General features: G+C 70.3%; 27 protein-coding genes. 21 read left to right on the forward strand and 6 right to left on the reverse strand.

Translation table 11 applies throughout. The annotated features are described in order from the left end of the window. Window positions 1–152 precede the first annotated feature (152 nt). The 8 genes from ACTWP9_RS09450 (at window position 153) to ACTWP9_RS09485 (ending at window position 6934) form a co-directional block, all read left to right on the forward strand. On the forward strand, window positions 153–1058 hold the full coding sequence (locus tag ACTWP9_RS09450; RefSeq protein WP_443245552.1) for a helix-turn-helix domain-containing protein: 906 nt from the start codon (window positions 153–155) through the stop codon (window positions 1056–1058). 38 nt (window positions 1059–1096) lie between these two features. After that, a complete protein-coding gene (locus tag ACTWP9_RS09455) occupies window positions 1097–1351 on the forward strand; it encodes a hypothetical protein (RefSeq protein WP_209240579.1) in 255 nt (84 codons plus the stop codon). Then, complete coding sequence (locus tag ACTWP9_RS09460; protein WP_443245553.1) at window positions 1351–1764, forward strand: helix-turn-helix domain-containing protein; 414 nt, start codon at window positions 1351–1353, stop codon at window positions 1762–1764. Before ACTWP9_RS09455 ends, ACTWP9_RS09460 begins: the two co-directional genes overlap by 1 nt. A 168-nt stretch (window positions 1765–1932) precedes the next feature. Beyond that, a complete protein-coding gene (gene uraD, locus ACTWP9_RS09465) occupies window positions 1933–2448 on the forward strand; it encodes a 2-oxo-4-hydroxy-4-carboxy-5-ureidoimidazoline decarboxylase (protein ID WP_443245554.1) in 516 nt (171 codons plus the stop codon). After that, window positions 2445–2897, forward strand: a complete 453-nt coding sequence (locus ACTWP9_RS09470; protein ID WP_443245555.1) for a hydroxyisourate hydrolase — start codon at window positions 2445–2447, stop codon at window positions 2895–2897. Before uraD ends, ACTWP9_RS09470 begins: the two co-directional genes overlap by 4 nt. Window positions 2898–2901: 4 nt before the next feature. Further along, entirely contained in the window at window positions 2902–3837 is a 936-nt protein-coding gene (pucL, locus tag ACTWP9_RS09475; RefSeq protein WP_443245556.1) for a factor-independent urate hydroxylase, read from the forward strand. Between the two features lie 26 nt (window positions 3838–3863). Further along, entirely contained in the window at window positions 3864–5258 is a 1395-nt protein-coding gene (locus tag ACTWP9_RS09480) for an 8-oxoguanine deaminase (RefSeq protein ID WP_443245557.1), read from the forward strand. 197 nt (window positions 5259–5455) lie between these two features. Next, on the forward strand, window positions 5456–6934 hold the full coding sequence (locus ACTWP9_RS09485; RefSeq protein WP_443245558.1) for a nucleobase:cation symporter-2 family protein: 1479 nt from the start codon (window positions 5456–5458) through the stop codon (window positions 6932–6934). Window positions 6935–7028: 94 nt separating this feature from the next. Here ACTWP9_RS09485 and ACTWP9_RS09490 read toward each other — a convergent pair whose 3' ends face one another. Together ACTWP9_RS09490 and ACTWP9_RS09495 are read right to left on the reverse strand one after the other, a co-directional pair. Beyond that, window positions 7029–7724 (reverse strand): helix-turn-helix domain-containing protein, encoded by a 696-nt coding sequence (locus ACTWP9_RS09490; protein WP_443245559.1) that lies wholly within the window; start codon window positions 7722–7724, stop codon window positions 7029–7031. An 89-nt stretch (window positions 7725–7813) separates the two neighbouring features. Further along, window positions 7814–8701 carry an NAD(P)-dependent oxidoreductase gene (locus tag ACTWP9_RS09495; RefSeq protein ID WP_443245560.1) on the reverse strand — a complete coding sequence of 296 codons (888 nt, stop codon included), beginning with the start codon at window positions 8699–8701 and terminating at the stop codon, window positions 7814–7816. A gap of 112 nt (window positions 8702–8813) precedes the next feature. On the opposite strand from ACTWP9_RS09495, the gene ACTWP9_RS09500 reads away from it, so the two are divergent. Further along, window positions 8814–9134 (forward strand): winged helix-turn-helix transcriptional regulator, encoded by a 321-nt coding sequence (locus tag ACTWP9_RS09500; RefSeq protein ID WP_443245561.1) that lies wholly within the window; start codon window positions 8814–8816, stop codon window positions 9132–9134. 149 nt (window positions 9135–9283) lie between these two features. Here the strand turns inward: ACTWP9_RS09500 and ACTWP9_RS09505 are convergent, their stop codons facing one another. After that, entirely contained in the window at window positions 9284–9754 is a 471-nt protein-coding gene (locus tag ACTWP9_RS09505) for a GNAT family N-acetyltransferase (RefSeq protein WP_443245562.1), read from the reverse strand. A 119-nt stretch (window positions 9755–9873) separates the two neighbouring features. Between ACTWP9_RS09505 and ACTWP9_RS09510 the strand changes: the two genes are divergently transcribed. Together ACTWP9_RS09510 and ACTWP9_RS09515 are read left to right on the forward strand one after the other, a co-directional pair. Beyond that, entirely contained in the window at window positions 9874–11397 is a 1524-nt protein-coding gene (locus ACTWP9_RS09510; RefSeq protein ID WP_443245607.1) for a YfcC family protein, read from the forward strand. A 76-nt stretch (window positions 11398–11473) separates the two neighbouring features. Next, window positions 11474–12145, forward strand: coding sequence for a GOLPH3/VPS74 family protein (locus ACTWP9_RS09515; protein ID WP_443245563.1), 672 nt, complete (start codon window positions 11474–11476; stop codon window positions 12143–12145). Between the two features lie 135 nt (window positions 12146–12280). Here the strand turns inward: ACTWP9_RS09515 and aceB are convergent, their stop codons facing one another. Together aceB and ACTWP9_RS09525 are read right to left on the reverse strand one after the other, a co-directional pair. Then, window positions 12281–13909, reverse strand: a complete 1629-nt coding sequence (aceB, locus tag ACTWP9_RS09520) for a malate synthase A (protein ID WP_443245564.1) — start codon at window positions 13907–13909, stop codon at window positions 12281–12283. Window positions 13910–14194: 285 nt separating this feature from the next. Next, a complete protein-coding gene (locus tag ACTWP9_RS09525; protein WP_443245565.1) occupies window positions 14195–14821 on the reverse strand; it encodes a nucleotidyltransferase family protein in 627 nt (208 codons plus the stop codon). A gap of 211 nt (window positions 14822–15032) precedes the next feature. Here ACTWP9_RS09525 and ACTWP9_RS09530 point away from each other — a divergent pair, with 211 nt between their 5' ends. Together ACTWP9_RS09530 and ACTWP9_RS09535 are read left to right on the forward strand one after the other, a co-directional pair. Further along, window positions 15033–15368 carry a DUF5955 family protein gene (locus ACTWP9_RS09530; RefSeq protein ID WP_443245566.1) on the forward strand — a complete coding sequence of 112 codons (336 nt, stop codon included), beginning with the start codon at window positions 15033–15035 and terminating at the stop codon, window positions 15366–15368. Between the two features lie 60 nt (window positions 15369–15428). Next, a complete protein-coding gene (locus tag ACTWP9_RS09535; protein ID WP_443245567.1) occupies window positions 15429–17231 on the forward strand; it encodes a protein kinase domain-containing protein in 1803 nt (600 codons plus the stop codon). A 56-nt stretch (window positions 17232–17287) separates the two neighbouring features. Here the strand turns inward: ACTWP9_RS09535 and ACTWP9_RS09540 are convergent, their stop codons facing one another. Further along, complete coding sequence (locus ACTWP9_RS09540) at window positions 17288–18091, reverse strand: IclR family transcriptional regulator (protein ID WP_443245568.1); 804 nt, start codon at window positions 18089–18091, stop codon at window positions 17288–17290. A gap of 326 nt (window positions 18092–18417) precedes the next feature. Between ACTWP9_RS09540 and allB the strand changes: the two genes are divergently transcribed. The 8 genes from allB to ACTWP9_RS09580 all read left to right on the forward strand — a co-directional run. Further along, window positions 18418–19761 (forward strand): allantoinase AllB, encoded by a 1344-nt coding sequence (gene allB / locus ACTWP9_RS09545; protein WP_443245569.1) that lies wholly within the window; start codon window positions 18418–18420, stop codon window positions 19759–19761. Further along, the gene (gene alc / locus ACTWP9_RS09550) at window positions 19758–20909 is read left to right on the forward strand and encodes an allantoicase (protein WP_443245570.1); all 1152 of its coding nucleotides are present in this window, start codon (window positions 19758–19760) and stop codon (window positions 20907–20909) included. The genes allB and alc overlap by 4 nt, the downstream gene beginning before the upstream one ends. 218 nt (window positions 20910–21127) lie before the next feature. Beyond that, entirely contained in the window at window positions 21128–21559 is a 432-nt protein-coding gene (locus ACTWP9_RS09555) for a ribonuclease domain-containing protein (protein ID WP_443245571.1), read from the forward strand. Between the two features lie 71 nt (window positions 21560–21630). Beyond that, window positions 21631–21759 (forward strand): hypothetical protein, encoded by a 129-nt coding sequence (locus ACTWP9_RS09560; RefSeq protein ID WP_443245572.1) that lies wholly within the window; start codon window positions 21631–21633, stop codon window positions 21757–21759. Between the two features lie 209 nt (window positions 21760–21968). Continuing rightward, the gene (locus ACTWP9_RS09565) at window positions 21969–22898 is read left to right on the forward strand and encodes a sugar kinase (protein WP_443245608.1); all 930 of its coding nucleotides are present in this window, start codon (window positions 21969–21971) and stop codon (window positions 22896–22898) included. An 83-nt stretch (window positions 22899–22981) separates the two neighbouring features. Then, window positions 22982–23635 carry a bifunctional 4-hydroxy-2-oxoglutarate aldolase/2-dehydro-3-deoxy-phosphogluconate aldolase gene (locus ACTWP9_RS09570; RefSeq protein WP_443245573.1) on the forward strand — a complete coding sequence of 218 codons (654 nt, stop codon included), beginning with the start codon at window positions 22982–22984 and terminating at the stop codon, window positions 23633–23635. Between the two features lie 77 nt (window positions 23636–23712). Then, on the forward strand, window positions 23713–24942 hold the full coding sequence (locus ACTWP9_RS09575) for a cytochrome P450 family protein (protein ID WP_443245574.1): 1230 nt from the start codon (window positions 23713–23715) through the stop codon (window positions 24940–24942). 156 nt (window positions 24943–25098) lie between these two features. Next, window positions 25099–25579, forward strand: a 481-nt coding sequence (locus ACTWP9_RS09580; RefSeq protein ID WP_443245575.1) for a GNAT family N-acetyltransferase, incomplete at its 3' end; no start/stop codon positions are given.

Here is a 25579-nt window from a genome sequence, read left to right on the forward strand (position 1 = left end):
AGAAAGGCCGGTTGCCAGGTTGGTTCCGGAGGGAGTATGGAAGGCTCGCGCGGAAGCGGTGCCCGCCCGACGCGTATTCTTCCGGTACCTGTACCGGACCGGTGCACCGGTGCCACACTGTTGTGACCGCCCAATCACCCTTGGGAGTCGGAATGTCCGCCATGATGCAGCCGTCCGGTGAACCCTCTCTTGGAGCTGCACAGGAGCCGTCGAACGGTCCCACCGCGCTGCGGATCATCCTGGGCGTCAAGCTGCGCAGGCTGCGCCAGTCGCTCGACATCTCCCGGGAGGACGCGGGCCGGGCCATCCGCGGCTCGCACGCGAAGATCACGCGGCTGGAGCGCGGACAGGTCGGAGCCAAGGAACGCGACCTGCGGGATCTGCTGACGCTCTACGGCATCCATGCCCCGGACAAGCGCGAGGAGTTCTTCGACCTGGCCCGGCAGGCCAACTCGCCCGGCTGGTGGTGCCAGTACTCGGACGTGCTGGAGGACTGGTTCGAGCTGCACCTCGGGCTGGAGGACGCGGCGTCGTTGATCAGGACGTACGAGGTCCAGTTCCTGCCCGGTCTGCTGCAGACCGAGGACTACGCGTACGCCGTCAGCAGGCTCGGCTACCCGAACACCGAGCCGGCCAAGGTCGCCCGGATCGTGGCGCTGCGGATGGCCAGGCAGCGGCTGCTGCACAGGGCGGACCCGCCGCGGCTGTGGGCGGTCGTGGACGAGGCGGTGCTCCGCCGCCCCTTCGGCGGCACCGAGGTGATGCGCGGACAGCTCGAGCACCTGCTGAAGATGATCGAGCTGCCGCATGTGACGCTCCAGGTCGCACCGTTCCAGGTGACGGCTGCCGCGGCCGGCACACCCGTGACCCTGCTGCGCTTCGCCGACCCCGACCTGCCGGACAAGGTCTATCTGGAGCACCTGACCAACGCCGTCTACCTCGACAAGCCCTCGGACGTCGACCAGTACACGCTGATCGTCAACCGGCTGTGTGCGGAAGCCTGCCAGCCGCGGGAGACGGCCACCTTCATCGAGGACCTCCTCGCCCAGCTGCGCTGACCTGCGGCGGGTCGGGCCCGTCTCGGTACTGTGGGCGCATGAAGCGATTGCGAGTGGAGTTCACGACCGAGCCGTTCGACCTGGACGAGGCTCCGGAGCACGCGGTCGTGGCCCGGGAGGTCGTCCAGTCGGCGGCACTGGATGCCGTGGACGTCGGACCGTTCGGCAACACCGCCGAGGGCTCGGCCGACGAGGTGCTGGACACCGTCGCGGCGCTGCTGCGCAGCTCGCTGGAGGCCGGGGCGACCCGGGTCTCCCTCCAGGTGAACGTGATCGGGGAGGGCGAGGGCTGATGAGCCAGGACGCATACGCCTCGGGGCCCGCGCAGGGCGGGTCGGCGCCCGCGCATCCGTTCGTTGTCGCGATCAAGCCGCTGGTGGACGCGATGGGCGGGGCGATGGTGGCTCCGCAGGAGGCGCAGGGGGACGATGTGGTGCTCGCCTGGGAGGGCGAGGACGTGGTGGCCGTACGGCTGCCGCATCTGTCCGACTCCCTCGACCACATCCTCGCCGAGCTGGAACGACGGCACGGGATGCCGCTCGCGGAGCTCGACCGTAAGACCAAGCAGTCGGTGGTGCGGATCCTGGAGACGCGGGGGGCGTTCTCCGTCCGGCACGGCGTCGAGACGGTTGCCAGTGCCCTGGGCGTCAGCAGGTTCACCGTTTACAACTATCTGAACCGGGAGAACGGGCGCACGACGAGCTGAGGGCTACGGCCCCCCGGCGTACGGGCCTTCCCGGCGGGCGGATGCAGCTTTCGCATGGCGGGCTTTCTTTTCCAGGATGTCGAAAAGCCTTCAACAAACTGTTGACGTGGTGTGGCCTGAGGACTTAGCTATTCCCAGCCCGAACAGCACCACGGCCACGGAGGTCCCGTGACTTCGCGCTCGACGCCAGGTCTCACCTGGTTCAACTCCGCAGCGGACGCCGAGGCGCGCGCCGCGCTCCATGAAGTGTGCGCCGCCCGCGACTGGGGGAGCGCGCTGCTCGCCCAGCGTCCGTACGACAGCGTCGATGCCCTCTTCGCCGTGAGTGACGAGGCCACAGCGGCCCTCACCGACGAAGGGCTGGACGAGGCCATGTCCGGGCATCCGCCCATCGGCCGGCCGAAGCCCGGCGATCCGACCTCGGCCCGCGAGCAGCGGGGCATGGCGGGTGCCTCCGAGGAGCTGAAGGCCGAAATACTCGCACTCAACCTGGCATACCAGGACAAGTTTGGGCATGTCTTTCTCATCTGTGCCACCGGCAAGAGTGCCGAGGAGATGAGGGACGCCGTTCGTCACCGGCTCGACAACACACCGCAACAGGAGCGGGAGATCGTGCGGCGGGAGCTGGCGAAGATCAACCGCCTCCGGCTCACCCGCCTCGCGGAGGAAGGAGCCCCGGAATGAGCGACGCGACGAGCACTTCGGTGTCCACGCACATCCTGGACACCAGCCGCGGTCGCCCGGCCGCCGGGGTCGGCGTACGGCTGTCCGTACGCCAGGGTGACGAGCAGGCCGCATGGGTAGCGCACGGGGCGTCGAAGACCGACGCCGACGGGCGCTGCAAGGACTTTCCGGCGCTACCGGAAGGCACCACCCACGTACAGCTGTGGTTCGAGACGGAGCCGTATTTCGCGGAGCCGGACTCCTCGGACCAGCACGTGGCAGAGCACAGTTCGAATCCGCGCAGCCAGCGCGAAGCCGCGGAACAGCAGGACGCCCCCCGCGTAAGGGACAGCGCACCAGGCAGCTTCTTTCCCGAGGTCACCATCGTCTTCGCGGTGAACCCGGGCGAGCACTACCACGTGCCGCTGCTGCTCAACCCGTTCGGCTACTCCGTGTACCGAGGGAGCTGACACCATGCCCACGATTCTCGGCCAGAACCAGTACGGCAAGGCGGAGAACCGCGTCGTCAAGATCACGCGGGACGGCGACACTCACCACATCAAGGACCTCAACGTCTCCGTCGCCCTCAGCGGCGACCTGGACGACGTTCACTACTCCGGATCCAACGCGCACGTCCTGCCCACCGATACCACCAAGAACACCGTGTTCGCCTTCGCCAAGGAGCACGGCATCGAGTCGGCCGAGGCGTTCGGCGTCCTGCTCGCCCGGCACTTCGTGGAAAGCTGCGAGCCGATCGGCAGGGCGCGCATCCGCATCGAGGAGTACGACTGGGAGCGCATCGAGACCTCCGACGCCAACTCCAAGTTCATCGGCGCCGACGAGGTCAAGCACTCCTTCGTACGCAAGGGCCAGGAGATACGCACCGCGCAGATCACCTTCGACGGTGAGAGCGTCGAGGTGCTCTCCGGGCTGAAGGGGCTGACGGTTCTCAACTCCACCAACTCGGAGTTCTGGGGCTACATCAAGGACCGCTACACCACCCTCAAGGAAGACTACGACCGCATCCTCGCCACCGAGGTCAGCTCGGTGTGGCGGCACAACTGGACCGGTGCGGAGGGGGAACGGACACCTAACTGGGACAAGTCCTACGCCCAGACGAAGAAGCACATGCTGCACGCCTTTGCGGAGACGTACTCGCTGTCCCTCCAGCAGACGCTGTACCAGATGGGCTCGCGCGTCATAAACAGCCGGTCCGAGATCGACGAGATCCGTTTCTCGATGCCGAACAAGCACCACTTCAAGGTCGATCTGTCGCCGTTCGACATCAAGAACGATGCAGCTGACGGTGGCGTCTACTACGCGGCCGACCGGCCGTACGGCCTCATCGAGGCCACGGTCCTCCGCGACGGGGCAACCCCGCGCATACCCGTGGACATGACGAACCTCTAGTTCCAGACCCCCAAGCGAGGACCCCCATGGCCGACACGGAACACACAACAGGCCGCATCGTCATCGAGAAGTGCGCCATCGCGACCGTCGACGCGGAGGACACCGAGTACGCGACCGGCCACCTGGTCATCAACGGCAACCGGATCGAGTCCCTCGGTCCGGGCGACGCACCCGAGGGCCTGGAGAACGTCACCCGCCGGATCGACGGCACGGGCCATCTCCTCACCCCGGGCCTGATCAACACCCACCACCACTTCTACCAGTGGGTCACCCGCGGCCTGGCCCATGACGCCAACCTCTTCAACTGGCTCGTCGCCCTCTACCCCACCTGGGCGCGGATCGACGAGGAGATGGTCTACGCGGCGGCCCGCGGCTCCCTCGGGATGATGGTGCGCGGCGGTGTCACCACCGCGATGGACCACCACTACGTTTTCCCGCACGGTGCCGGTGACCTCCTCGGCGCCGAGATCCGCGCCGCCGCCGAGCTGGGCGTCCGCTTCACCGCGGCGCGCGGCTCGATGGACCGCGGAGTCTCGGACGGCGGCCTCCCGCCGGACTTCGCCGTCGAGACCCTCGAGGGCGCTCTCACCGAGACCGAGCGGGCCATCGACACGTACCACGACGCCTCGTTCGGCTCGATGCTGCACATCGCCGCCGCGCCGTGCTCGCCGTTCTCCGTCTCCACCGAACTGATGCGTGAGGCCGCTCAGTTGGCCCGCCGCAAGGGCGTACGGCTGCATACGCACGGTTCGGAGACGGCGGAGGAGGAGAAGTTCTGCCACGAGCTGTTCGGCATGGGCCCGACCGACTACTTCGAGTCGGTCGGCTGGCTCGGCGAGGACGTGTGGATGGCGCACTGCGTCCACATGACCGACGAGGACATCGCCGCCTTCGCCCGTACCGGTACCGGCGCGGCACACTGCCCCTCGTCCAACGCGCGGCTCGCGGCGGGGATCGCCCGGGTCCCGGACATGCTGGACGCGGGCGTGCCGGTCGGCCTCGGCGTGGACGGTACGGCGTCCAACGAGTCGGGTGAGCTGCACACCGAACTGCGGAACGCGCTGCTCATCAACCGCCTCGGCCCGCACCGGGAGGACGCGCTGACCGTGCGCAAGGCCCTGCGGCTGGGCACCTACGGCGGCGCCCAAGTGCTGGGCCGCGCCCAGGAGACGGGCTCGCTGGAGGCCGGAAAGCTCGCCGACGTCGTGCTGTGGAAGCTGGACGGCATCGGGCACTCCTCCATCGCCGACCCGGTCGCCGCGCTCGTACTGGGTGCCGCGGCCCCGGTCACCCTCTCCCTGGTCAACGGGCGGCCGGTCGTCGAGGACGGCCATCTGCTCCGTGCCGACGAGGACGAGATCGCGCGCGACGCGCGGGACGAGGCGCGCCGCCTCGCCCGGATCGCGGCGGACGCGGGCTGACCCTGGCCGCCAGGCCCCTTGGACACCGGCCGGGAGGGACGGCTCCCGGCCGGTTCGGCCCCACCCCGGATTCCTGTCATGTTCCGGACATTTCATGGGCGCACTCATCACATAACTGATCAGCAGCACCACCTTGCACACCGCAACACCTCCGGAAACCGTGTGCCGCACGGCGCCGAAAACGACAGGAGGACCCCGTGGCGAAGACGCCCAGGTTCACCAAGCAAGGAAAGACGGCGGACGCCAGTGGGAGCGAACGGGGCCAGGACGTGCGCGATCCCGCGCAATCCAAGCACCCGGTCGACCAAGGCATGCCGCCGCTGAAGCTGTTCACCACCGGCCTCCAGCATGTGGCCGCGATGTACGCGGGGGTGGTCGCGCCGCCGCTCGTCATCGGCGCCGCCGTGGGCCTCTCGCCGACCGAACTGACGTTCCTGACCGGCGCCAGCCTCTTCATGGCCGGTATCGCCACCCTGCTGCAGACCCTCGGCTTCTGGAAGATCGGCGCCCGGCTGCCGTTCGTCAACGGGGTCACCTTCGCCACCGTCGCGCCCATGCTGGCGATCAACAAATCCGAGGGACCGGCGGACGCGCTGCCGGTCATATTCGGCGCGACGATGGTCGCCGCCGCACTCGGCTTCCTCGTAGCCCCGTTCTTCAGCAAGCTCGTCCGCTTCTTCCCGCCCGTCGTCACCGGCAGCGTCATCACCCTCATCGGTGTCTCGCTGATGCCCGTCGCCTTCAACTGGGCGCAGGGCGGCAACCCGAAGGATCCGCATTACGGCGACTTCGGCAACATCGGCATGGCGGGCGCCACGCTGCTGGTCGTGCTGCTGCTGCGCCGGTTCACTACCGGCTTCGTCAAGCAGGTAGCCGTGCTGATCGGCCTCGTCGTCGGCACGCTGATAGCGATACCCGTCGGCATAACGGACTTCACGGCGGTGCAGGAAGCCGACATCGTGGGCTTCCCCATCCCCTTCCACTTCGGCGCCCCGCAGTTCGCGCTCGCCGCGATCGTCTCCATGTGCGTGGTGATGCTGGTCTCGATGACCGAGTCCACCGCCGACATGCTGGCGCTGGGCGAGATCGTGGACCGCCCCTCCGACGAGAAGACCATCGCGGCCGGCCTGCGCGCCGACACCCTCGGCTCGTTCGTCAGCCCCTTCTTCAACGGCTTCATGTGCAGCGCCTTCGCACAGAACATCGGCCTGGTGGCGATGACCCGGATACGCAGCCGCTTCGTGGTCGCCACCGGAGGCGGCATCCTCATCGTCATGGGCCTGTGCCCGCTTGCCGCCAGTCTGATCGCGGCCGTACCGCAGCCGGTGCTGGGCGGGGCCGGGGTCGTGCTGTTCGGCTCCGTCGCCGCCAGCGGTATCCAGACGCTGCTCAAGGCGGACCTCGGCAAGGACAACAACGTACTGATCGTCGGCACGGCGCTGGCCGTCGGCATCATCCCCATCGCGGCGCCGGACTTCTACCACGCGTTTCCCGAGAGCGCGAAGATCATCCTCGACTCCGGTATCTCCACCGGGTGCGTCACCGCGGTCGTCCTCAACCTTGTCTTCAACCACCTCGGTCGCTCCCGCCGCGACGAGGAAGTGGTCGCCCACCCCATGGAGCCCGGCGAGGGCATCCCCCACCAGCGCCTTGCGGCCGGCCCCGCCGCCGACTGAGGGCCCACCCGCTCCGACGCCGTCTGCCCTCCTCCCTCCCGTACCGCGGAGGGGCGAGGGCAGGCGGCGTAGCAGCTCTTGAGAGGGGGGACCGTCAGCCCTCGATGGCCTGCCAGAAGTGGGCGAGGATCTCGTCCAGGAAGGCGTGCCCCGCCTCGCGGGACGCCGCCGAGGCGGGCTGGCCCCAGCCGAGGGAGGCGGCGGTCGTGGACTGGTACGCCGCGTTCAGGGCACGCAGCCCCTCAGCAACGTACTCCCGTGGCAGCGGAACCAGCTCGCAGACTGCTCCGACATGTGCCTGCCACCGGGTGGAGGCAGCCTTCCGCAGAAGCTCCGCCAACTCCTCGTCGCGCCCGGTGAACTCGACCAGCGCAGGCACGGGCAGCCGCAGCACCTCGGCCAGCGCTTCGGCCTGCCGTGCGTCCCCGGTCCACTCGCCGGTCTCCTCGACGTGGGCGTACTCCTGAGGCGTCATACCGATCTCACGCGCGACATCGGTGTGCGAGACACCGCGCGCCAGCCGGTACTCGCGCAGCGTCCCGGGGCTGCCCATCAGATCGGCAGCCGAGCACCACAGCGCTCCCGCGAGTGCGGAGAGTTGCTGTTCGTCGGGCGCGGCGATCCCGGCCTCCCACGCCGCGACCGTACGCGCGTCGATGTCCATGGCGTACGCGGCACGCATCCCGTACGCGACGTCTTCGGGCGACAGCCGCAGCCCTTCGCGCAGCTGCCGCGCGGCCACGCCGTCGAACGAACTGCCTGCCTGCCCCCGAGACGTGCCGTAGTGCATCAGCACACCGTAAGGAGCAGGACATCCGGCTGCCTACGGTGCGTTCAGCCGAAGCCCAGGGTCGTAGAAACCTCTATCAACAGGGACCCTCACCGCTGCCGCAACAGGTCCACCAGCCCGGCCAGTCCCTCGTCGCCGTATCCGTGCGCGACCCGCTCTCTCATGGACGCCATGAAGGGGGCGAGGAGTTCCCCATGTACGCCCTGTTCTTCGGCGGTGGCCTCCAGGGTGGCGTTCCCGGTGGTCATCATGGCGAGGTTGGAAACGACTCCCTCCGTGTAGTCGCCGCTCTCCAGCTGATGTGCCATACCGTCCGCCATGTCGGCCATGGCACGCAGCCAGTCCGTCAGCATCCCGGCGAACGCCGTGGGCTTCACGTCCTGCTCCGGCCGCATCAGCGCGAAGGCGTGGGTGATCCCGGCGAACATCCCCGTCATGGCGCTCAGCAGCGCCACATCGTGCAGCGCCGCATGCCCGGGATCGGTACCGACGTAGCGGGCGCCCGCCGGGACGCCCAGCGTGGCGCGGTGCTGCTCGAACAGTGCGTGGTCGCCGCTGTAGAAGACGTAACCGCCGGCCTCGGGTATGCCGATCATCGGGGGCACGGCCATGATGCCGCCGTCCAGGAAGCGCGCCGAGCGCTGCTGTGCCCAACGGGCGCGCTCCCTGGCCTGGGCGGGAGTGCTGGTGGTGAGGTTGACGATGTCCTTGCCGGCCAGCTCGGCCGCCGCCAGCGCCTCGCCGACGGAGGCGTCGTCGAGCAGGCAGACGACGACGAGGTCGGCAGCCGCCACCGCCTCGGCGACGGTCGGCGCGACATGCGCGCCCTCCGCGACGAGGGGTTCGGCCTTGGCGGGTGTGCGGTTCCAGACGGTGAGGGGGTGCCCGGCGGCGAGCCAGGCGCGTGCCAGCGCTGTACCCATGTCGCCGAGTCCGAGCAGGGTGAGCGGGGTCGGGGAAGCGTTCCGTGTGGTCATGGGAACCAGGCTCGTACCGTGCCGAACCATGATCAAGTACGCACTGTTTTGTACGTGGTTACCGTAAAGTGAGTGGTTGGCCGGGGGCCTTGACGAGGCGGGGGAGGCAGCCATGACCAGGCGCGGGACGTATGTGTGCGGCATCGACGCCGCGATCGATGTGGTCGGCGGCAAATGGAAGGTGCTCATCCTGTGGGCGCTGGCGCAGCAGCCGTGCCGCTTCGGTGAACTGCGCCGGGGCATCCCCGGGGTCACCGAGAAGGTCCTGGCCTCGCATCTGCGCGAGTTGGAGGCGGACGGGATCGTCTGCCGTGAGGAGTCGTACGAGGGTGCGGTGCGGCGCGTGACGTATGCGTTGACGCCGCTCGGCTCCTCCCTCAACGAGGCGCTGGCCCCGCTGGGTGCGTGGGGCCGCGAAAATCTGCTGAGCTGAGCAGGCTGCTGGGGTGGGGGTGCCCCTGGCCGGCGTCCGCAGGCTGCGGGTGGTTTGTGGCTGGGCGCGCCCACGCGGCGGTAGCCGCATATGTCACAGGCCCGCGCCCCTTCGGGGCGCCCAGTGGCCGGCCCTTCGGGGGGCGAGCCTCAGGCGCCGAGGGACTTCAAGGCGTCGTCCGTCAGGCGGTAGACCGTCCACTCGTCCTGGGGGCGGGCGCCCAGCGACTCGTAGAAGGCGATGGAGGGGGCGTTCCAGTTGAGGACCGACCACTCCAGGCGCTCGTAGCCGCGCTCGACGCACAGCCGGGCGAGCTGAGTGAGCAGCGCCTTGCCGTGGCCGCCGCCGCGGGCCGCGGGGCGTACGTACAGGTCCTCCAGATAGATGCCGTGCACCCCGCGCCAGGTGGAGAAGTTGAGGAACCACAGCGCGAAGCCCACCGGGTTGCCGTCGGTGTCCTCGGCCAGATGCGCGTACGCGGCCGGGCGCTCGCCGAACAGTGCCTCGTGCAACTGCTCCTCGGTCGCCCGCGCCTCCTCCGGCGCCCGCTCGTACTCGGCGAGCTCGCGGATCATGGCGTGGATGACGGGGACGTCGGCGGGGGCTGCGCTGCGAATCATGCCCACAGCTTATGCGGAGCGTGCCGAAAGGGCGCAGGCACTGTGCTGCCCGCCCTTATCGGTAGCTGCCCGTTATGCTGCGGTTTGCCCTGAAGCTGACCGAGGAAGGGACGCGCGGCATGCCGACCGAGGCCGAGTCCCGAGAGGCTGAGCAGCAGCGCGGTTTCACCTTCCCCAGCGCGCTCACGGTGCTGGTGATCGTCACGTTGCTCGTCTGGGCGGTGGCGTTCTTCGTCCCCTCCGGCAGCTACGAGCGCGGGGCCGACGGCGCCCCCCGGCAGGGCACCTACCACCGCGAGCCCTCCGGACTCAGTCTGCTGGACCGCTTTACCGACCTGTTCCTCTCCCCGGTGAACGGTCTGTACGGCGTACAGGACAGCCGGACCGGGCAGGTCGGCCCGGATCTGGCCGGTGAACTCTACGGCGCCGCAGGGGTGTTCTTCTTCGTACTGGCCATCGGCGCCTTCATCACCGTCGTCTTCGCCACCGGCGCCATGGACCGCGGCATCGGCCGTCTCGCCCACCGGCTGCGTGACCGGGGCGCGCTGCTGATCGTCGGCGTGATGCTGGTCTTCTCGCTGCTGGGCACCGTGGAGGGGTTCGCCGAGGAGACCCTGGGCTTCTACGGACTCATCGTCCCGCTGATGCTCGCACTGGGTTACGACCGGATGGTGGCGACCGGCACCATCATCCTGGGCGCCGGGATCGGGGTGCTGTGCTCGACCGTCAACCCCTTCGCGACGGGGGTCGCCTCCTCGGCCGCCGACATCTCACTCGGCGACGGCATCGCACTGCGCGCGCTGATGTGGCTGGTGCTGACGGCGGTCACGATCGGGTACGTCGTACGGTACGCGCGCCGCGTGCGGGACCGTCCCGAACGCTCGCTGTCCGGCTACCGGCCCGGCGACCGGGCACAGGCCACCGTCCGGAACGACGCTGACGAGCCGCCCGAGCTGACCGGGCTGCACAAGCTCGTCCTGGTGGCGGTCGTCCTCGTCTTCGCCTTCATGATCTTCTCGGTGATCCCCTGGGCGAGCGCGCTCACCGGGGAGGCCGACGCCGCACCGTACGGGTGGGAACTGGGCTGGTCCTTCCCGGAGTTGGCCGCGCTGTTCCTCTGCGCGGCGATCCTGGTGGGGCTGCTGGCGCGGATGGGGGAGCAGCGGTTCACCAGCACCTTCGTCCAGGGGGTCGGCGAGTTCGTCACGCCGGCGCTGGTGATCGTGCTGGCCCGTGGGGTAACGGCGATCATGAACAACGCGAAGATCACCGACACCCTGCTGCACTCCATCGAGGGCGCGGTCAGCGGGGTGCCCTCGGCGCTCTTCACCGTGATGATCTTTATCGTCAACCTCCCCCTCGCCTTCCTCATCCCCTCCACCTCCGGCCATGCCACCCTGGCCATGCCGATCCTGGCGCCGCTCGCCGACTTCGCAGGCGTCTCGCGCGCGGTCGTCGTCACCGCCTGGCAGGCGGCCAGCGGCTGGATGAATCTGTGGGTGCCCACCACCGCCGTCGTCATGGGCGGCATCACCCTCGCCAAGGTCGGCTACGACCGATATCTGCGCTTCATGGCCCCGCTGCTGGGCATCCTCGCGCTGCTGATCACGGGTTTCATCGCGCTGGGCGCGGTGCTGACGTAGCGTGCGATCAGGTTTGCCCCGTTCGAACGTGGGCAGCGGAATCCGGATGAGTACGGGGACGCGTGAAGGGGGACTCATGCCGGTCACACTGGGTGAGGAAGTGACGCTGCTGGCGCTGGAGGACGACTCCGGCGCCGCCAAGAGCCGTTCCGCCGCGGGGTGGGCCGTCGCGGGCGGCATCCTGCTGGACCTGACGCTGGCCGGGCGCGTGGCCGTCACCGACGGCCGGCTCACCGTGACCGATTCCACGCCGACGGGCGATGAGCTGCTGGACGGCCGGCTGGCGAAGATCGCCGAATGGGCCGCGCGCGACTCCAAGTGCAAGGTCGGCGACTGGCTCGCCAAGGACCAGCCCAAGGCACTCGACGCCGCCGTGGAGTGCCTCTGCGAACGGGGCATCGTCACCGAGCACAAGCGCCGGACGCTCGGCATCTTCACCACCCGCCGCTACCCCGAGGTGGACGGCTCGGCCGAGCGCGAGCTACGGCACCGGCTGGAGGACGTCGTCCGCTACGGCGCTGAGCCGGACGAGCGCACCACCGGGCTGATCGCCCTGCTGCACGCCGGCCGGCTCCACGAGGTCGCCTTCCCGGGCGTCCCCCGCAAGCAGGTGGCCCCGCGGATGGAGGCCATCGCCGAGGGTCAGTGGGTCACCGAGGACATCCGCGCGGCCATCAAGAACATGGAGGCGGTCCTCATCGCCGTCATGACGGCCACCACGGCGGCAACAACGGTGGCCACCATGTGAGGTGCCGCCGACGCTGCTCCCTTCGGGGCCGCCGCCGGTGTGCCCGCAGCTCTCGTAGAAGCGTGCTGCACGTCGGGCGCGGACGGGCGGTGACAGGGGCGCCGCCCCGTCGCCGCCCGCCGTCTTCCCGCCGGCTCAGCCGCGCAGCTGCTCGTACGCCGGAGTGGTCAGGAAGTCCTCGTACTTCTCGTCGAGAGCCACCCGCAGCAGCAGGTCGTGGGCCTCCTGCCAGCGGCCCGCCGCGAAGGCGTCCTCGCCGATCTCCGCGCGGATCGCCGGGAGTTCGTCGGCCGCGACCTGCCGCGCCAGCTCGGCGGTGACCTGCTGACCGGTGTCCAGGACGACGCCCGCGTTGATCCACTGCCAGATCTGGGAGCGGGAGATCTCCGCCGTCGCCGCATCCTCCATCAGGTTGAAGATGGCCACCGCGCCCAGGCCGCGCAGCCACGCCTCGATGTAGCGGATGCCCACCTGGACGGCGTTGCGCAGGCCCTCGAACGTCGGACGGGCCTCCAGCGAGTCGACGGCGATCAGGTCGGCGGCCTTGACATCGACGTCCTCGCGCAGCCGCTCCTTCTGGTTCGGACGCTCGCCCAGTACGGCGTCGAACGACGCCTTGGCGACAGGCACCAGATCCGGGTGTGCCACCCAGGAGCCGTCGAAGCCGTCCCGGGCCTCCCGGTCCTTGTCGGCCCGGACCTTCTCGAAGGCGACCTCGTTGACCTTCGCGTCCTTACGGGACGGGATGAACGCGGCCATCCCGCCGATGGCGTGGGCGCCGCGCTTGTGGCAGGTGCGCACCAGCAGCTCGGTGTAGGCGCGCATGAACGGTGCGGTCATCGTCACCGCGTTGCGGTCGGGCAGCACGAAACGCGAGCCCGCGTCACGGAAGTTCTTGACGATGGAGAAGAGGTAGTCCCAGCGCCCCGCGTTCAGCCCGGCGGCGTGCTCGCGCAGCTCATAGAGGATCTCCTCCATCTCGTAGGCCGCGGTGATCGTCTCGATCAGGACGGTGGCGCGGACAGTGCCCTGCGGGATGCCGCAGTAGTCCTGCGCGAAGACGAACACCTCGTTCCACAGCCGCGCTTCCAGGTGCAACTCGGTCTTGGGCAGGTAGAAGTACGGGCCTTTGCCCAGGTCGAGCAGCCGCTGCGCGTTGTGGAAGAAGTAGAGCCCGAAGTCGACCAGCGCGCCGGGCACCGGCTTTCCGTCGCAGACCAGGTGCCGCTCGTCCATGTGCCAGCCGCGCGGCCGGACCACGACCGTGGCCAGCTCCTCGGCTGGGCGCAGCGCGTAGCTCTTGCCGGTGCGCTCGTCGGTGAAGTCGATGCGCCGCTCGTAGGCGTCGGTCAGATTGAGCTGGCCGCCGATCACGTTCTCCCAGGTGGGCGCCGAGGCATCCTCGAAGTCGGCGAGCCACACCCGGGCCCCGGAGTTGAGGGCGTTGATCGTCATCTTCCGGTCGGTGGGACCGGTGATCTCGACCCTGCGGTCCAGCAGCGCGGGCGGGCAGTCGGCCACCTTCCAGTCGCCCTCCCGCACATGTGCGGTCTCCGGGAGGAAGTCCAGCGTGCTCGTACGCGCGATCTCGGCGCGCTTCTCGGCGCGGCGCGCAAGCAGTTCGTCCCGGCGCGGCGTGAACCTGCGGTGCAGTGCGGCGACGAACTCGAGCGCGGCACCGGTCAGAACCTCGTCCTGCCTCTCGGGCCGCTGCCCGGGGTCGACGCCGACGATTTCCAGCGGGGAGGGCGCTGGTGCGGACATGGTGGGTCACTCCTTCGACGAGCGGTGATCTACGGCCGCCGGGCGATGTGCGGCGCGGGGCGGCACCGGGTGCCGCATGCCGCGCCGGGCGCGCGGAACGCGGGCATGAGCACCTTCGGGACAGGAAGGTGCTACTGATCAGTGGAGATTAGTTTCCTCATAGTGGAACTTCAAGAGTTTGTTGACGTCGAGATATCTCTCACGCCGATCCACTCCCGGAACCGACCGTTCCACTGTCCTCGGGTGCCACTGCACGCCATCCGTGAACCCGGCTCCCGCCAGCGCCTACCGCAGCTGGTGGAGGTCCTCCGGGGTGTCGATGTCGGCGGGGTCGGCAATGTCCGCACACTCGACGAGCGTCAACTCGCCGCGCCGCTCGCGCAGATAGCCGCGCGCCCCCGCATCCGCCTGTGCGCTGCGGGCGACACCCTCCCAGTGCGCGGCGCCCAGCAGTACGGGGTGGCCGCGGCGCCCGTCGTACGTCGCGGCGGCGAGGGTGGCGGGGGAGCGGTACGCCGTCCGCACCCTGGCCACGGCTTCCGCACCGATGCCGGGCTGGTCCACCAGGGACACCAGGACGGCCTCCGCACCGGAGACGGCCTCCAGTCCGGCGCGCAGCGAACTCCCCATCCCCGCGGTCCAGTCCGGGTTGTCGACCAGTACGCAGCCGGGCAGCCGCGCGGTCTCCCGTACCTGCTCGGCAGCCGCGCCCAGGACGACGTACACCGGCGCGCATCCGCCCTCCCGCAGGATGCGTACCGCGTGCTCCACCAATGGTCGCTCCGCATACCGCAGCAGTGCCTTGGGGCGGCCCCCCAGTCGCCGCCCGCCGCCGGCGGCCAGCAGCAGCCCGGCCACACGCGGGGCCGTACCGCTCGCGCGGTTGTCGGATGTCTGTTCCCTCTGCGCCATACGTCCATGGATATCGCACGTAAGGGGGAGGCCAACCGTCATCCTTGGGGATGATCATCGTAAAGGCACCCTGAAATCTCGCATTCCGTGTGGCGCCACACGCGTAGAGTGGCGTTTACTGTCGGAATCTCCGACAGGAGCTGCCAACTCCTTGGAGGAAAGCGGTAATCCCGCGCTCCGCGGCGCGGGACATCCCATGTGGGGGGAGAACGTGCGAAGCGAGACTGTGGGGCAACGGCGGACGGTGGCCGCCGGGCACGACACCGGTGCCGACCCGCGCATCGAAGCGCTGGGCCGCGCTGTGTACCGGATGCGGCGAGCGCTCGACGCGCACCCCGCCGAGCTGCATGACCGCCGCGAGGCCGAGCGGGAGTTGGAGGCACTTGCCGCATCGGTCCGCTCCGGAGCACCCGCTGCGGAAGAGCTGCGGCACTCGCTGTTGCTGCTCGCCGCCGCCGTCGGCTCGGTGAGCGCCCTCGCGCTGCCGCTCGTCGGCGTCCGCGAGGCCGTCGAACTCTTCGGCAGCGGCCCGCGCCCGACGAGTTGATCGCTGCCCGATACTGTCGTCGTCCTGACGGAGAACGACGATATCGGGGGCCGCGGCTTCATGACTGACGGAGCAGCAGAGATCTTCACGCCGCTCGGGGAGGACGATCCGGACTCGGTTGCCGGGTACCGGCTGGCCGCCCGGCTCGGCGCGGGTGGCATGGGCAAGGTCTATCTCTCCTACACCCCTGGCGGGCGCCCGGTCGCCATCAAGGTGATCCGTCCCGAGTTCGGTGAGGACGCGGAGTTCCGGCGCCGTTTCCAGCAGGAGGTGCGGGCTGCCGAGCGGGTGCAGGGTCTCTTCACCGCGCCGGTGATCGACAGCGATACCGAGGGTCCGCATCCCTGGCTGGCCACTGCCTATGTCCCTGGCCCCTCGGTCGCCGAGGCGGTGGTGGCGCACGGACCGCTGCCGGTGTCCACGGTGCTGTTCCTGGTCGCGGGGGTCGCGGAGGCGCTCCAGGTCATCCACAAGGCGGGCATCGTCCACCGGGATCTGAAGCCCTCCAATGTGCTGCTCGCGGACGACGGGCCGCGCGTCATCGACTTCGGTATCGCCCGCGCCGCCGACGCCACGTCGCTCACCAGTACCGGGGTCACCGTCGGCACCCCCTCGTTCATGGCGCCCGAACAGGCCGAGGGGCAGCGGATCACCGGGGCCACCGACATTTTCGCGCTGGGCCAGATCGCCGCGTACGCCGCGCTGGGCACCCCGGCGTTCGGCGAGGGCACCTCGCACGGTGTGCTCTACCGCATCGTCCACGCCGAGCCCGCGCTGGACGGCCTCCCGGACGAGCTGCGGGAGCTGGTCACCCGCTGCCTGGCCAAGAAGCCGGAGGACCGGCCGGGGCTCGATGACATCCTGCGGATGTGCCAGACAGCCTCCGGCGACACCCAGCTGCGACGGCCCGGCGACTGGCTGCCGTCCGCCGTGGCCGCGGACATCTCCCACCGAGCAGCGGCACCCGCGCCGACGCAGACCCCCACTCAGACCGCTGGAGGACAGGACCCGACCCGGCCTGCGACCCAGGTCTCGGGGCCCGAGGGCGGCGGCGGAACGGCTCCGCTGACCGCTCAGGTGCCGCCCTCGCCCCAGTCGGTCGGGCCGCAGACCCCGCCACCGGCGCCGCCGCTCGCCGCAGCGCCCACCATGGCGGCCCAGCCGGTGGGCCCGCAGCACCCCACGCCGCCACCCGGGGGCGCATACCGACCAGTCGGACACTTCCAGTCCGGCCCGGCGGGCCCGGTCGGCCCGTACGGACCGCCCCACCAGCGCCCGCTGCCGCCGCGCCGCAGATGGGACCGGGGCAAGACGATCGCGGCCGTTGTGGTGGGCGTGATCGTGCTCTTCTGGGGCAGCGCCTACCTGGTCGGAAGCGACGAGGACTCCGGCTCCGACCGCTCCTCGGGCGGCCCCCAGGCGGCGGGCAAGGGCGGGAAGAAGCCGCGCCCCAAGCCCGCGGCGTACAAGGGCATCAACCTGCCGGAGGGCTACTTCCTGGCCATGGCCGACAAGCCGCTCAAGCCCCGGAAGCTGGGAAGCGGCGGGGTCGTCTCGGAGTTGACGTACCAGAACATCAACGTCGGCGGTGGGCACCTCGGCATCGACGAGCCCAACGGCAAGCTCGCCCTCCTCAACAACTCCCAGAAGGGCTCACTCAAGACGTGCCGTACCGAGACGCGGTTCACCGATGAGGTCAAACTGAGCCGGCTCGCCCCCGGCTCCCAGCTCTGTCTCCGGACGAGCTCCGGGCACCTCGCCCTGGTCACCTACCGCGGCCACGCTCCGGAGGGAGACCCCAGCGACTACGTCAAGCTCGACGTCACGGTCTGGCGCAACGCGATCGCTGCCCGCGAGGGGTAGTCGAACGTTGCGGCTGAGCCCGTCGGGAACTCCGCCGCAACGACCGCGTTCGGGTCCTACTGGGCGCCGGTGGCAAGAGCCGCCGACAGGTCGGCGGCGACCTCGTGCATGAGGGGGACGAACTTGTCCGTGGCCGCATCGGTGACGCGGCCGGCCGGGCCGGAGATGGAGATCGCGGCGGCGGTGGGGGAGTCGGGCACGGAGACGGCGATGCAGCGCACGCCGATCTCCTGCTCGTTGTCGTCGGTGGCGTACCCCGCCTCGCGTACGCGTGCGAGCGCCTCCAGGAAGCCCTCCGCGGTGGTGATCGTCTTCTCGGTGGCGGCGGGCATACCGGTCCGGCTGAGCAGCGCGCGGACCTGGTCGTCCGGGGTATGCGCGAGCAGCGCCTTGCCCACTCCCGTGGAGTGCGGCAGCACCCGGCGGCCGACCTCGGTGAACATCCGCATCGAGTGCCGGGAGGGCACCTGCGCGACGTAGACGATCTCGTCGCCGTCGAGCAGCGCCATGTTCGCCGTCTCGCCTGTTTCCTCGACGAGCCTGGCCAGGTAGGGGCGGGCCCAGGTGCCCAGCAGCCGGGCGGCGCTCTCGCCGAGCCGGATGAGGCGGGGACCGAGGGCGTAGCGGCGGTTGGGCTGCTGGCGTACGTAACCGCAGGAGACGAGGGTGCGCATCAGCCGGTGGATGGTGGGCAGCGGCAGCCCGCTGGCGGCCGAGAGCTCGCTGAGCCCGACCTCGCCCCCGGCGTCGGCCATCCGCTCCAGCAGGTCGAAGGCCCGCTCGAGGGACTGCACCCCGCCGGATGCGGCAGGGGCTGTGGCAGCCTGGGGGGTGGTTGTGTGCTCTGCGGACGGCGGCACGTCGCGTTCCTTTCCTGGCCTGCGGTCAGGCGCATGGTATCGAGGGCGGGGGGCCGGGGGACTGTCTCCCGAGAGTTCGCCCTACTCGTACACGCCCCGGCGCGGACGCCGGTTTCCTGCTGCGTCGTGCGCCTTGCGAGGCGCTCTGTGTCGCGCCGGTTTTCTTCTGTATGGCGAAAGCTTAGTTTCATTTTGTGGAGTTCTCCAGGGGTGAACCCTTGACTGGCTCTCCCCGGCGCACCAGGATTCGATGCAGCCGAACCTTTCAACAGAAAGTTGAAGGGGCTGATGGAGCTGAAAAGCTCGCAGAGCTGAAGGAGGTCGGTTTGTCCGACGTGCGGCTCGTTCTGCGCTCACGGCGCGTCCTCACCCCCGAGGGAGAGCGACCGGCAACCGTCACGGTCGACGGTGCAGGCCGGATCGAGGCGGTGCTGGCGTACGACGCCGAGCTGCCACCCGGGGCGGCGCTGGAGGATGTCGGCGAGGACGCGCTGCTGCCTGGCCTGGTCGACACCCACGTTCACGTCAACGATCCGGGCCGCGCCGAGTGGGAGGGCTTCTGGACAGCCACCCGGGCCGCGGCGGCGGGCGGTATCACCACGCTCGTCGACATGCCGCTCAACTCCCTCCCGCCGACCACCACCGCCGACAATCTGCGGATCAAGCGCGAGGTCGCCGGGCCCAAGGCACACGTGGACGTCGGCTTCTGGGGCGGCGCCGTACCCGGGAACGTCGCCGAGCTGCGGCCCCTGCACGAGGCGGGCGTCTTCGGCTTCAAGTGCTTCCTCTCCCCTTCCGGGGTGGACGAGTTCCCCGAGCTCGACCGTGCGCAGCTGTCCGCCGCCATGGCGGAGATCGCCTCCTTCGACGGACTGCTGATCGTGCATGCCGAGGACCCGGGGCGGCTCGCCGCGGCGCCGCAGAGGGGCGGCCCCGCCTACGCCGACTTCCTGGCCTCCCGCCCCCGTTCGGCCGAGAACGACGCCATCGCCCTGCTGATCGAGCTCGCCGCCAGGCACGGCACCCGAGTGCACGTACTGCACCTCTCCTCCAGCGACGCGCTGCCGGTACTGGCCAAGGCCCGCGCCGACGGGCTCCGTATCACCGCCGAGACCTGCCCGCACTTCCTCACCCTCACTGCCGAGGAAGTCCCCGACGGTGCCACCGAGTTCAAATGCTGCCCGCCCATCCGGGAGCAGGAGAACCAGGACGCGCTGTGGCAGGGCCTGGCCGACGGCACCCTCGACTGCGTCGTCTCCGACCACTCGCCCTGCACCACCGACCTGAAGACCCCCGACTTCGGCACCGCATGGGGCGGGATCTCCTCCCTCCAGCTCGGCCTGCCCGCCGTCTGGACCGAGGCCCGCCGCCGCGGGCTGCCCCTCACCGACGTCGCCCGCTGGATGGCGGGGGCGCCGGCGCGGCTGGCCGGGCTCCAGGGCAAGGGCGCCATCGCGCCGGGCTTCGACGCCGACTTCGCGGTTCTCGCTCCCGAGGAGACCTTCACCGTGGACCCGGCCCGCCTCCACCACCGCAACCAGGTGACCGCCTACGCGGGCAAGACCCTGCACGGCGTCGTCCGCTCCGCGTGGCTGCGCGGCGAACGCGTCGCCGACCACGGAGTTCCCACCGGAAAGACCGGACGACTCATCGAAAGGAAGACCGCATGACAGCGGCGCAGACCGCAGGTATACCCGGCTACACCGGCTACACCGGCTACACCGGAGACGCCGCGCCCTACCAGGGTGGCGACACCTACGCCGACTACCGCACGCCGCAGGCCGGGTTCCCCTTCGCCCACCTCCCGGATCTGGCCGACCGCAGGCTGGGCGCCACTGTCATCGCTGCCAACGACGAGTTCTTCGCCGAGCGGGAGAACCTGCTCAACCCGGAGCGTGCCGAGTTCGACCCGCACGCCTTCCAGCACAAGGGCAAGGTCATGGACGGCTGGGAGACCCGCCGCCGCCGCGGGGCATCCGGCGAGACCCCGCACCCGACCGACGACGAGCACGACTGGGCGCTGGTCAAGCTCGGCGCCCCCGGCGTGATCCGCGGCCTGGTCGTGGACACCGCACACTTCCGCGGCAACTACCCGCCGTACGTCTCCGTCGAGGCCACCTCCGTACCCGGCGCACCCTCCCCCGAGGAGCTGCTGGCCGACGACGTGAAGTGGACGACGCTCGTCCCCCGTACCCCCGTCGGCGGCCACGCGGCCAACGGCTTCGTCGTCACCGAGGAGCGCCGCTTCACGCATCTGCGGCTGCGCCAGTACCCCGACGGCGGCATCGCCCGGCTGCGGGTGTACGGCGAGGTGGTGGCCGACCCCGAGTGGCTGACGGCGCTGGGCACCTTCGACCTGGTGGCGCTGGAGAACGGCGGACTGGCCGAGGACGCCTCGGACCGCTTCTTCTCGCCGCCGGTCAACAGCATCCTGCCGGGCCGTTCGCAGAAGATGGACGAGGGCTGGGAGACCCGCCGCCGCCGCGACAAGGGCCACGACTGGGTCAGCTACGTACTCGCCGGGCAGGGCCGCATCCGCGCCGTCGAGGTCGACACCGCCTGCTACCGGGGCAACGCCGCGGGCTGGGTGGCCCTCGTGGGGAAGGACGGCGAGACGGGGGAGTGGACCGAACTCCTGCCCCGCACCCGGCTCCAGCCCGACACCGTCCACCGCTTCCTGCTGACCGACGCACCGCCGGTCACCCATGTGCGGATGGACATCTTCCCGGACGGTGCCATCGCCCGCCTGCGCCTGCACGGCTCCCTGACCGAAGAGGGCTCCCGCCGACTGCGGGCCCGCCACGCGGAGTTGAGCTGACGTCATCGGTTCCGGAGGGGCCGAGCTGCACCCGCGGCCCCTCCGGCCCTCCGGCTCCCCGGTCCCCGGTCCCGGTCCCGGTCCCCGGTCCCGGTCCCCGGTCCCGGTCCCGGTCCCGGTCCCGGTCCCCGGTTCACGGTTCACGGAGGCGTGAACGACCGGCAAAATTCCGCGACTTGGCATTGACATGCCATCTACGCGCGTCACCATAGGGTGGCATGAGATTCCCCCCACGTCTTAGCCGTATCGGTGCCGTCGGAGCCCTCGCCGCCGCGATGTTCGTCGGTGGTCCAGCGCTCACCGCCGCCCCCGCGACCGCAGCGCCGGTGGCGCAGTCCGTGGTCGCGGCCCCGCAGATCACCGCGGTCGGCGACATCTGTGAGTCGAAGCTCCCGGCCGAAGCCCACGACACCCTCGACCTCATCGAGCAGGGCGGTCCCTACCCCTACCCCCAGGACGGCACCGTCTTCCAGAACCGCGAAGGCATCCTGCCGGACCAGGAGCAGGGCTACTACCACGAGTACACCGTCAAGACCCCGGGCTCCGACGACCGCGGCGCGCGCCGCATCGTCACCGGCGAGAAGGACCAGGAGGACTACTACACGGCCGACCACTACGAGTCCTTCGACCTGATCGACTACACCTGCTGACCGGGCCTCCGACCGGGCGACAGCCCGAGCCCCCCACCAAGCGTGCTCCGCGGCAAAGCCGCGGAGCACGCTTGCGTCTGGTTGCTCCCTTCGCGGGGTTCCCGTTCGAGGTGTGGTTCTTCCGCTCCGGTACGGGACCGGCCGCCGGCCCGCCGTCCACCGCGATCCGGCGCCGCCTGCGCGCCATCCCCCGCAACTGAGAACGATCAGGCAGCGGTTGTCCCGTAATGGGACGACGGTCGCCGCTTTGCGGGTAACGTTCAGCCCTTACCCCAGGTGTCCCGCCACCCGGGGGTGGCTTACCGGGCGTAAACGGGTAACGTTTCCCCACAGAGAGTGATGCGTGGGCGGTAGATATGGGGAGTTACCGGTGAGAAACGGCCCGGAAGCGGTTACCTGCGGTGAGGCCATGCTGTTGATGCTCGCCGAGCCCGGTCTCCCACTGGAACGTGCGACGCAGTTCAGACGTTCCGTGGCGGGTGCCGAGTCCAATGTGGCGGCGGGGCTTGCCAGGCTGGGCCACTGGGCCCGCTGGATCGGCCGCGTCGGGGACGACCCGGCCGGTGAGGCCGTGCTGCGGGAGCTCCGTGCCGACGGCGTCGATGTCTCCTGCGCCGAGATGGACCCCGAATCGCCGACCGGTCTCCTGCTGCGCGACAGCCATCCGCACCGCGCCATCGATGTGCAGTACTACCGCGCCGGTTCGGCCGCCTCCCTGCTCAGCCCCGCGCAGATCACCCCCGAAGCCCTCGCGGGAGTACGGCTCGTACACGTCACCGGCATCACCGCGATGCTCTCCGACGACGCCGAGCAGGCCACCCGCGCCCTCATCGAAGGCGCCCGGCAGACCGGCGCCACCGTCTCCTTCGACCCCAACGTCCGCCGCAAACTGGGCACCGAGCACGAGTGGATCCGGCGCGTCGGCCCGCTGCTGCGCGAGGCCGATCTCGTGCTCGCGGGCGAGGACGAGCTGGAACTGCTGCTGGGCGCGGGCCCCGACGAGGGAGCCAAAGCCCTGCTGACGCTCGGCCGAGCCAGCACGGTCGTCGTCAAGCACCGCGACCACAGCGCCGTTGCACACACCGCCGAAGGCCGGTGGCGGCAGCAGCCGTTCGAGGTGCCCGTCGTCGACCCGGTGGGCGCCGGCGACGCGTTCGCCGCGGGCTGGCTCTCCGCGCGGCTGCGCGGACTCGACCACCAGCAGGCGCTCGCCGAGGCGGCCTGCGTGGCCGCGCTCGTCATCCAGGCCCCCGGCGACATCGACGGACTTCCCACGGCCGCAGCGCGCGACCGCGCACTCCAGGCGTTCACCCGGGGCATCGACCCGGTGCACCGCTGACCGCACTGACCGCACCCGGTACGGCCCGGTACGGCGAGGGCCCCCGGCCCCATCCGACAGATCAAGAGAGGCGGCGAACTGCCGTGTACCGCTGGGAGATCACCAGGGCGGCGCTGGAACAGCGCGTCTTCGCCATCGTCCGCGCGGACAGCTACGAGAAGGCCACCGCGACGGCCGACATCCTGCTCGGCGCGGGGCTCACCAGCCTGGAGATCTCGCTGACCACACCGTACGCACTGGATGCGATCAGCACGCTGCGCCGCGAGACCGGCGACGACTCGGTGATCGGCGCGGGCACCGTGCTCGACAGCGCCTCGGCCCGGCTCGCCGTCGACGCGGGCGCCCGCTTCCTCGTCTCACCCAGCCTCGACGAGGAGGTCATACGCACCGGACACCGCTACGGCGTGCCCGTCTTCCCCGGAATCACCACCCCCACCGAGATGGTCCGCGCTTTGGAGCTGGGCGCCGACGGGCTCAAGCTCTTCCCCGCCTCGCAGTACGGGCCCGGCTGGCTGCGGGACGTACGCGCTGCGCTGCCGCAGGCCCCCGTGCTGCCCACCGGCGGAGTCACCGTCGAGGCAGCACCCGAGTGGATCGCGGCGGGTGCCGTCGCCTGCGGTATGGGTTCCGCGCTCACCGAGGGCGAGGACCGGGAGACGGTCGCCAAGCGGGTCACCGACCTGCTCCAGCGGCTGGAGGATGCGGTGCCGGCGGAGAGCAAGGGCAGCCACGGCTGAGCAGGGAGCGCAGGGGTTCCCGCCCTGGCCGAAAACGCACCGGTGAAGTACCGGGCACCGGCTCCTACGCTCACCGTATGGCTGACCAGAGCGTGCTGGAACCGAGTCCGGACACCGACGGAATCGTCGATCTCGTCGCGCTGGGGGACGACTTCGTCCGCGACCCCTACCCCGTCTACGCCGCGCTGCGCCGACGCGGCCCCGTACACCACGTCCGGACCCCGGAAGGGGCGCTCGCCTGGCTGGTGGTCGGCCACGAGGCGGCGCGCGCTGCGCTCACCGACGAACGCCTCTCCAAGAGCTGGGCGAACGCCTCCCCGGACGCCGGGGGCCTCGTGGTCGCTCCCGGCACCCACATGCTGATCAGCGATCCGCCCGACCACACCCGGCTGCGCAAGCTGGTCTCCAGGGAGTTCACCCCGCGCCGTATCGCCGCGCTGGAACCGCGAATCCGGGAGCTGACCGCCGGACTGCTGGACGCCATGCTGGCGAGCCCCGACGGGCGGGCCGACCTGGTCGCATCCCTGGCCTTCCCGCTCCCGATCGCGGTGATCTGCGAACTGCTGGGCGTGCCCGACCTGGATCGGGAGCGCTTCGGCGCCTGGTCCGACCACGTGCTGAGCGCCGCGCCGGAGGAGGAGAGAAGGGAATCCGTACAGGCGCTGGCCGGCTATCTGGCCCAGCTGCTGGAGCGGCAGCGCGCGCAGCCGGGCGACGACCTGCTGAGCACCCTGATCCGCACCAGCGACGAGGACGGGGACCGGCTCTCCACCGACGAACTGCTCGGCATGGCCTGGCTGTTGCTGATCGCCGGGTACGAGACGACCGTGGGGCTCATCGCCAACGGCACCCTCGCGCTGCTGCGCCACCCCGACCAGCTCGCCGCGCTGCGCGCCGACCCGACGCTGCTGCCGGGGGCCGTCGAGGAGATGCTGCGCTACGACGGTCCGGTCGAGGTGTCCACCTTCCGCTTCACGCTGGAGCCCGTCGAGATCGGCGGCACCCTGATACCCGGAGGCGGTCAGCTCGTACTGCCGGTTCTGGGTGACGCCGACCGCGATCCGGAGCGCTTCCCCGACGGCGACCGCTTCGACATCCGCCGCGAGGCACGTGGCCACCTCGCCTTCGGCCACGGCATCCACTTCTGCCTGGGCGCCCCGCTGGCCCGCCTGGAGGCGCGGATCGCCTTCGAGATGCTGCTGGAACGTACCGCCTCGCTGGAACTCGACGCCCACCCCGCGGCGCTGGAGTGGCGGGAAGGAACGGTGCTGCGTGGGGTGACGAGTCTGCCGGTGCGCTTCGGGTGAGCCGGCCGGCGCGGGGTGGGTGAGAGGGGTGGGTGAGCGGGGTGGGTGACCCGCTGCCGGGGGTTGGTGGCGGGTCAGGTGCAGGGTGAGGTGTCGGACGGGAAACGTGTTGTGAAGCCCGGCGCTGTGGTCTGGACCGGCTCGTAGGCTACTGACATGCGGATCAGTCAGTGCCGGGAAGAAGACCTCGACCTGCTCGACCAGCACATGCCTTCCCGCGGGGTTACCTCGCATCATGAGGCCCGTTACGCGCGGCACCGGGAGGGCAGCGCCACCTTTCTCGTCGCCTGGCGGGACCGCCGCCCGGTCGGAAGCTGCGAGGTCCGCTGGGAGGGGTGCGCGGCGCCGGAAGTGCGGGCGGTACACCCTGACTGCCCCGAGGTGAACGGGCTCGGCATCTGGCCCGAGACGCTGCGCTCGCAGGGCATCGGCACCGCCCTCATCCGTGAGGCCGAGCGGCTTGCCGCGGACCGGGGGTGCCCAATCATCGGTCTCGGGGTCGAGAAGAACAATCCGCGCGCCGACGCGCTGTACCGCCGGCTCGGCTATCACGCCTCGGTGCCGTATCTGGACTGCTGGAGCTACGAGGACGGGGCGGGGGTGGCTCATCGGGTGGCCGATGCCTGCCTCTTCATGG

The sequence above is a fragment of the Streptomyces sp. 3N207 genome (assembly GCF_052246355.1).
Lineage (GTDB): Bacteria > Actinomycetota > Actinomycetes > Streptomycetales > Streptomycetaceae > Streptomyces.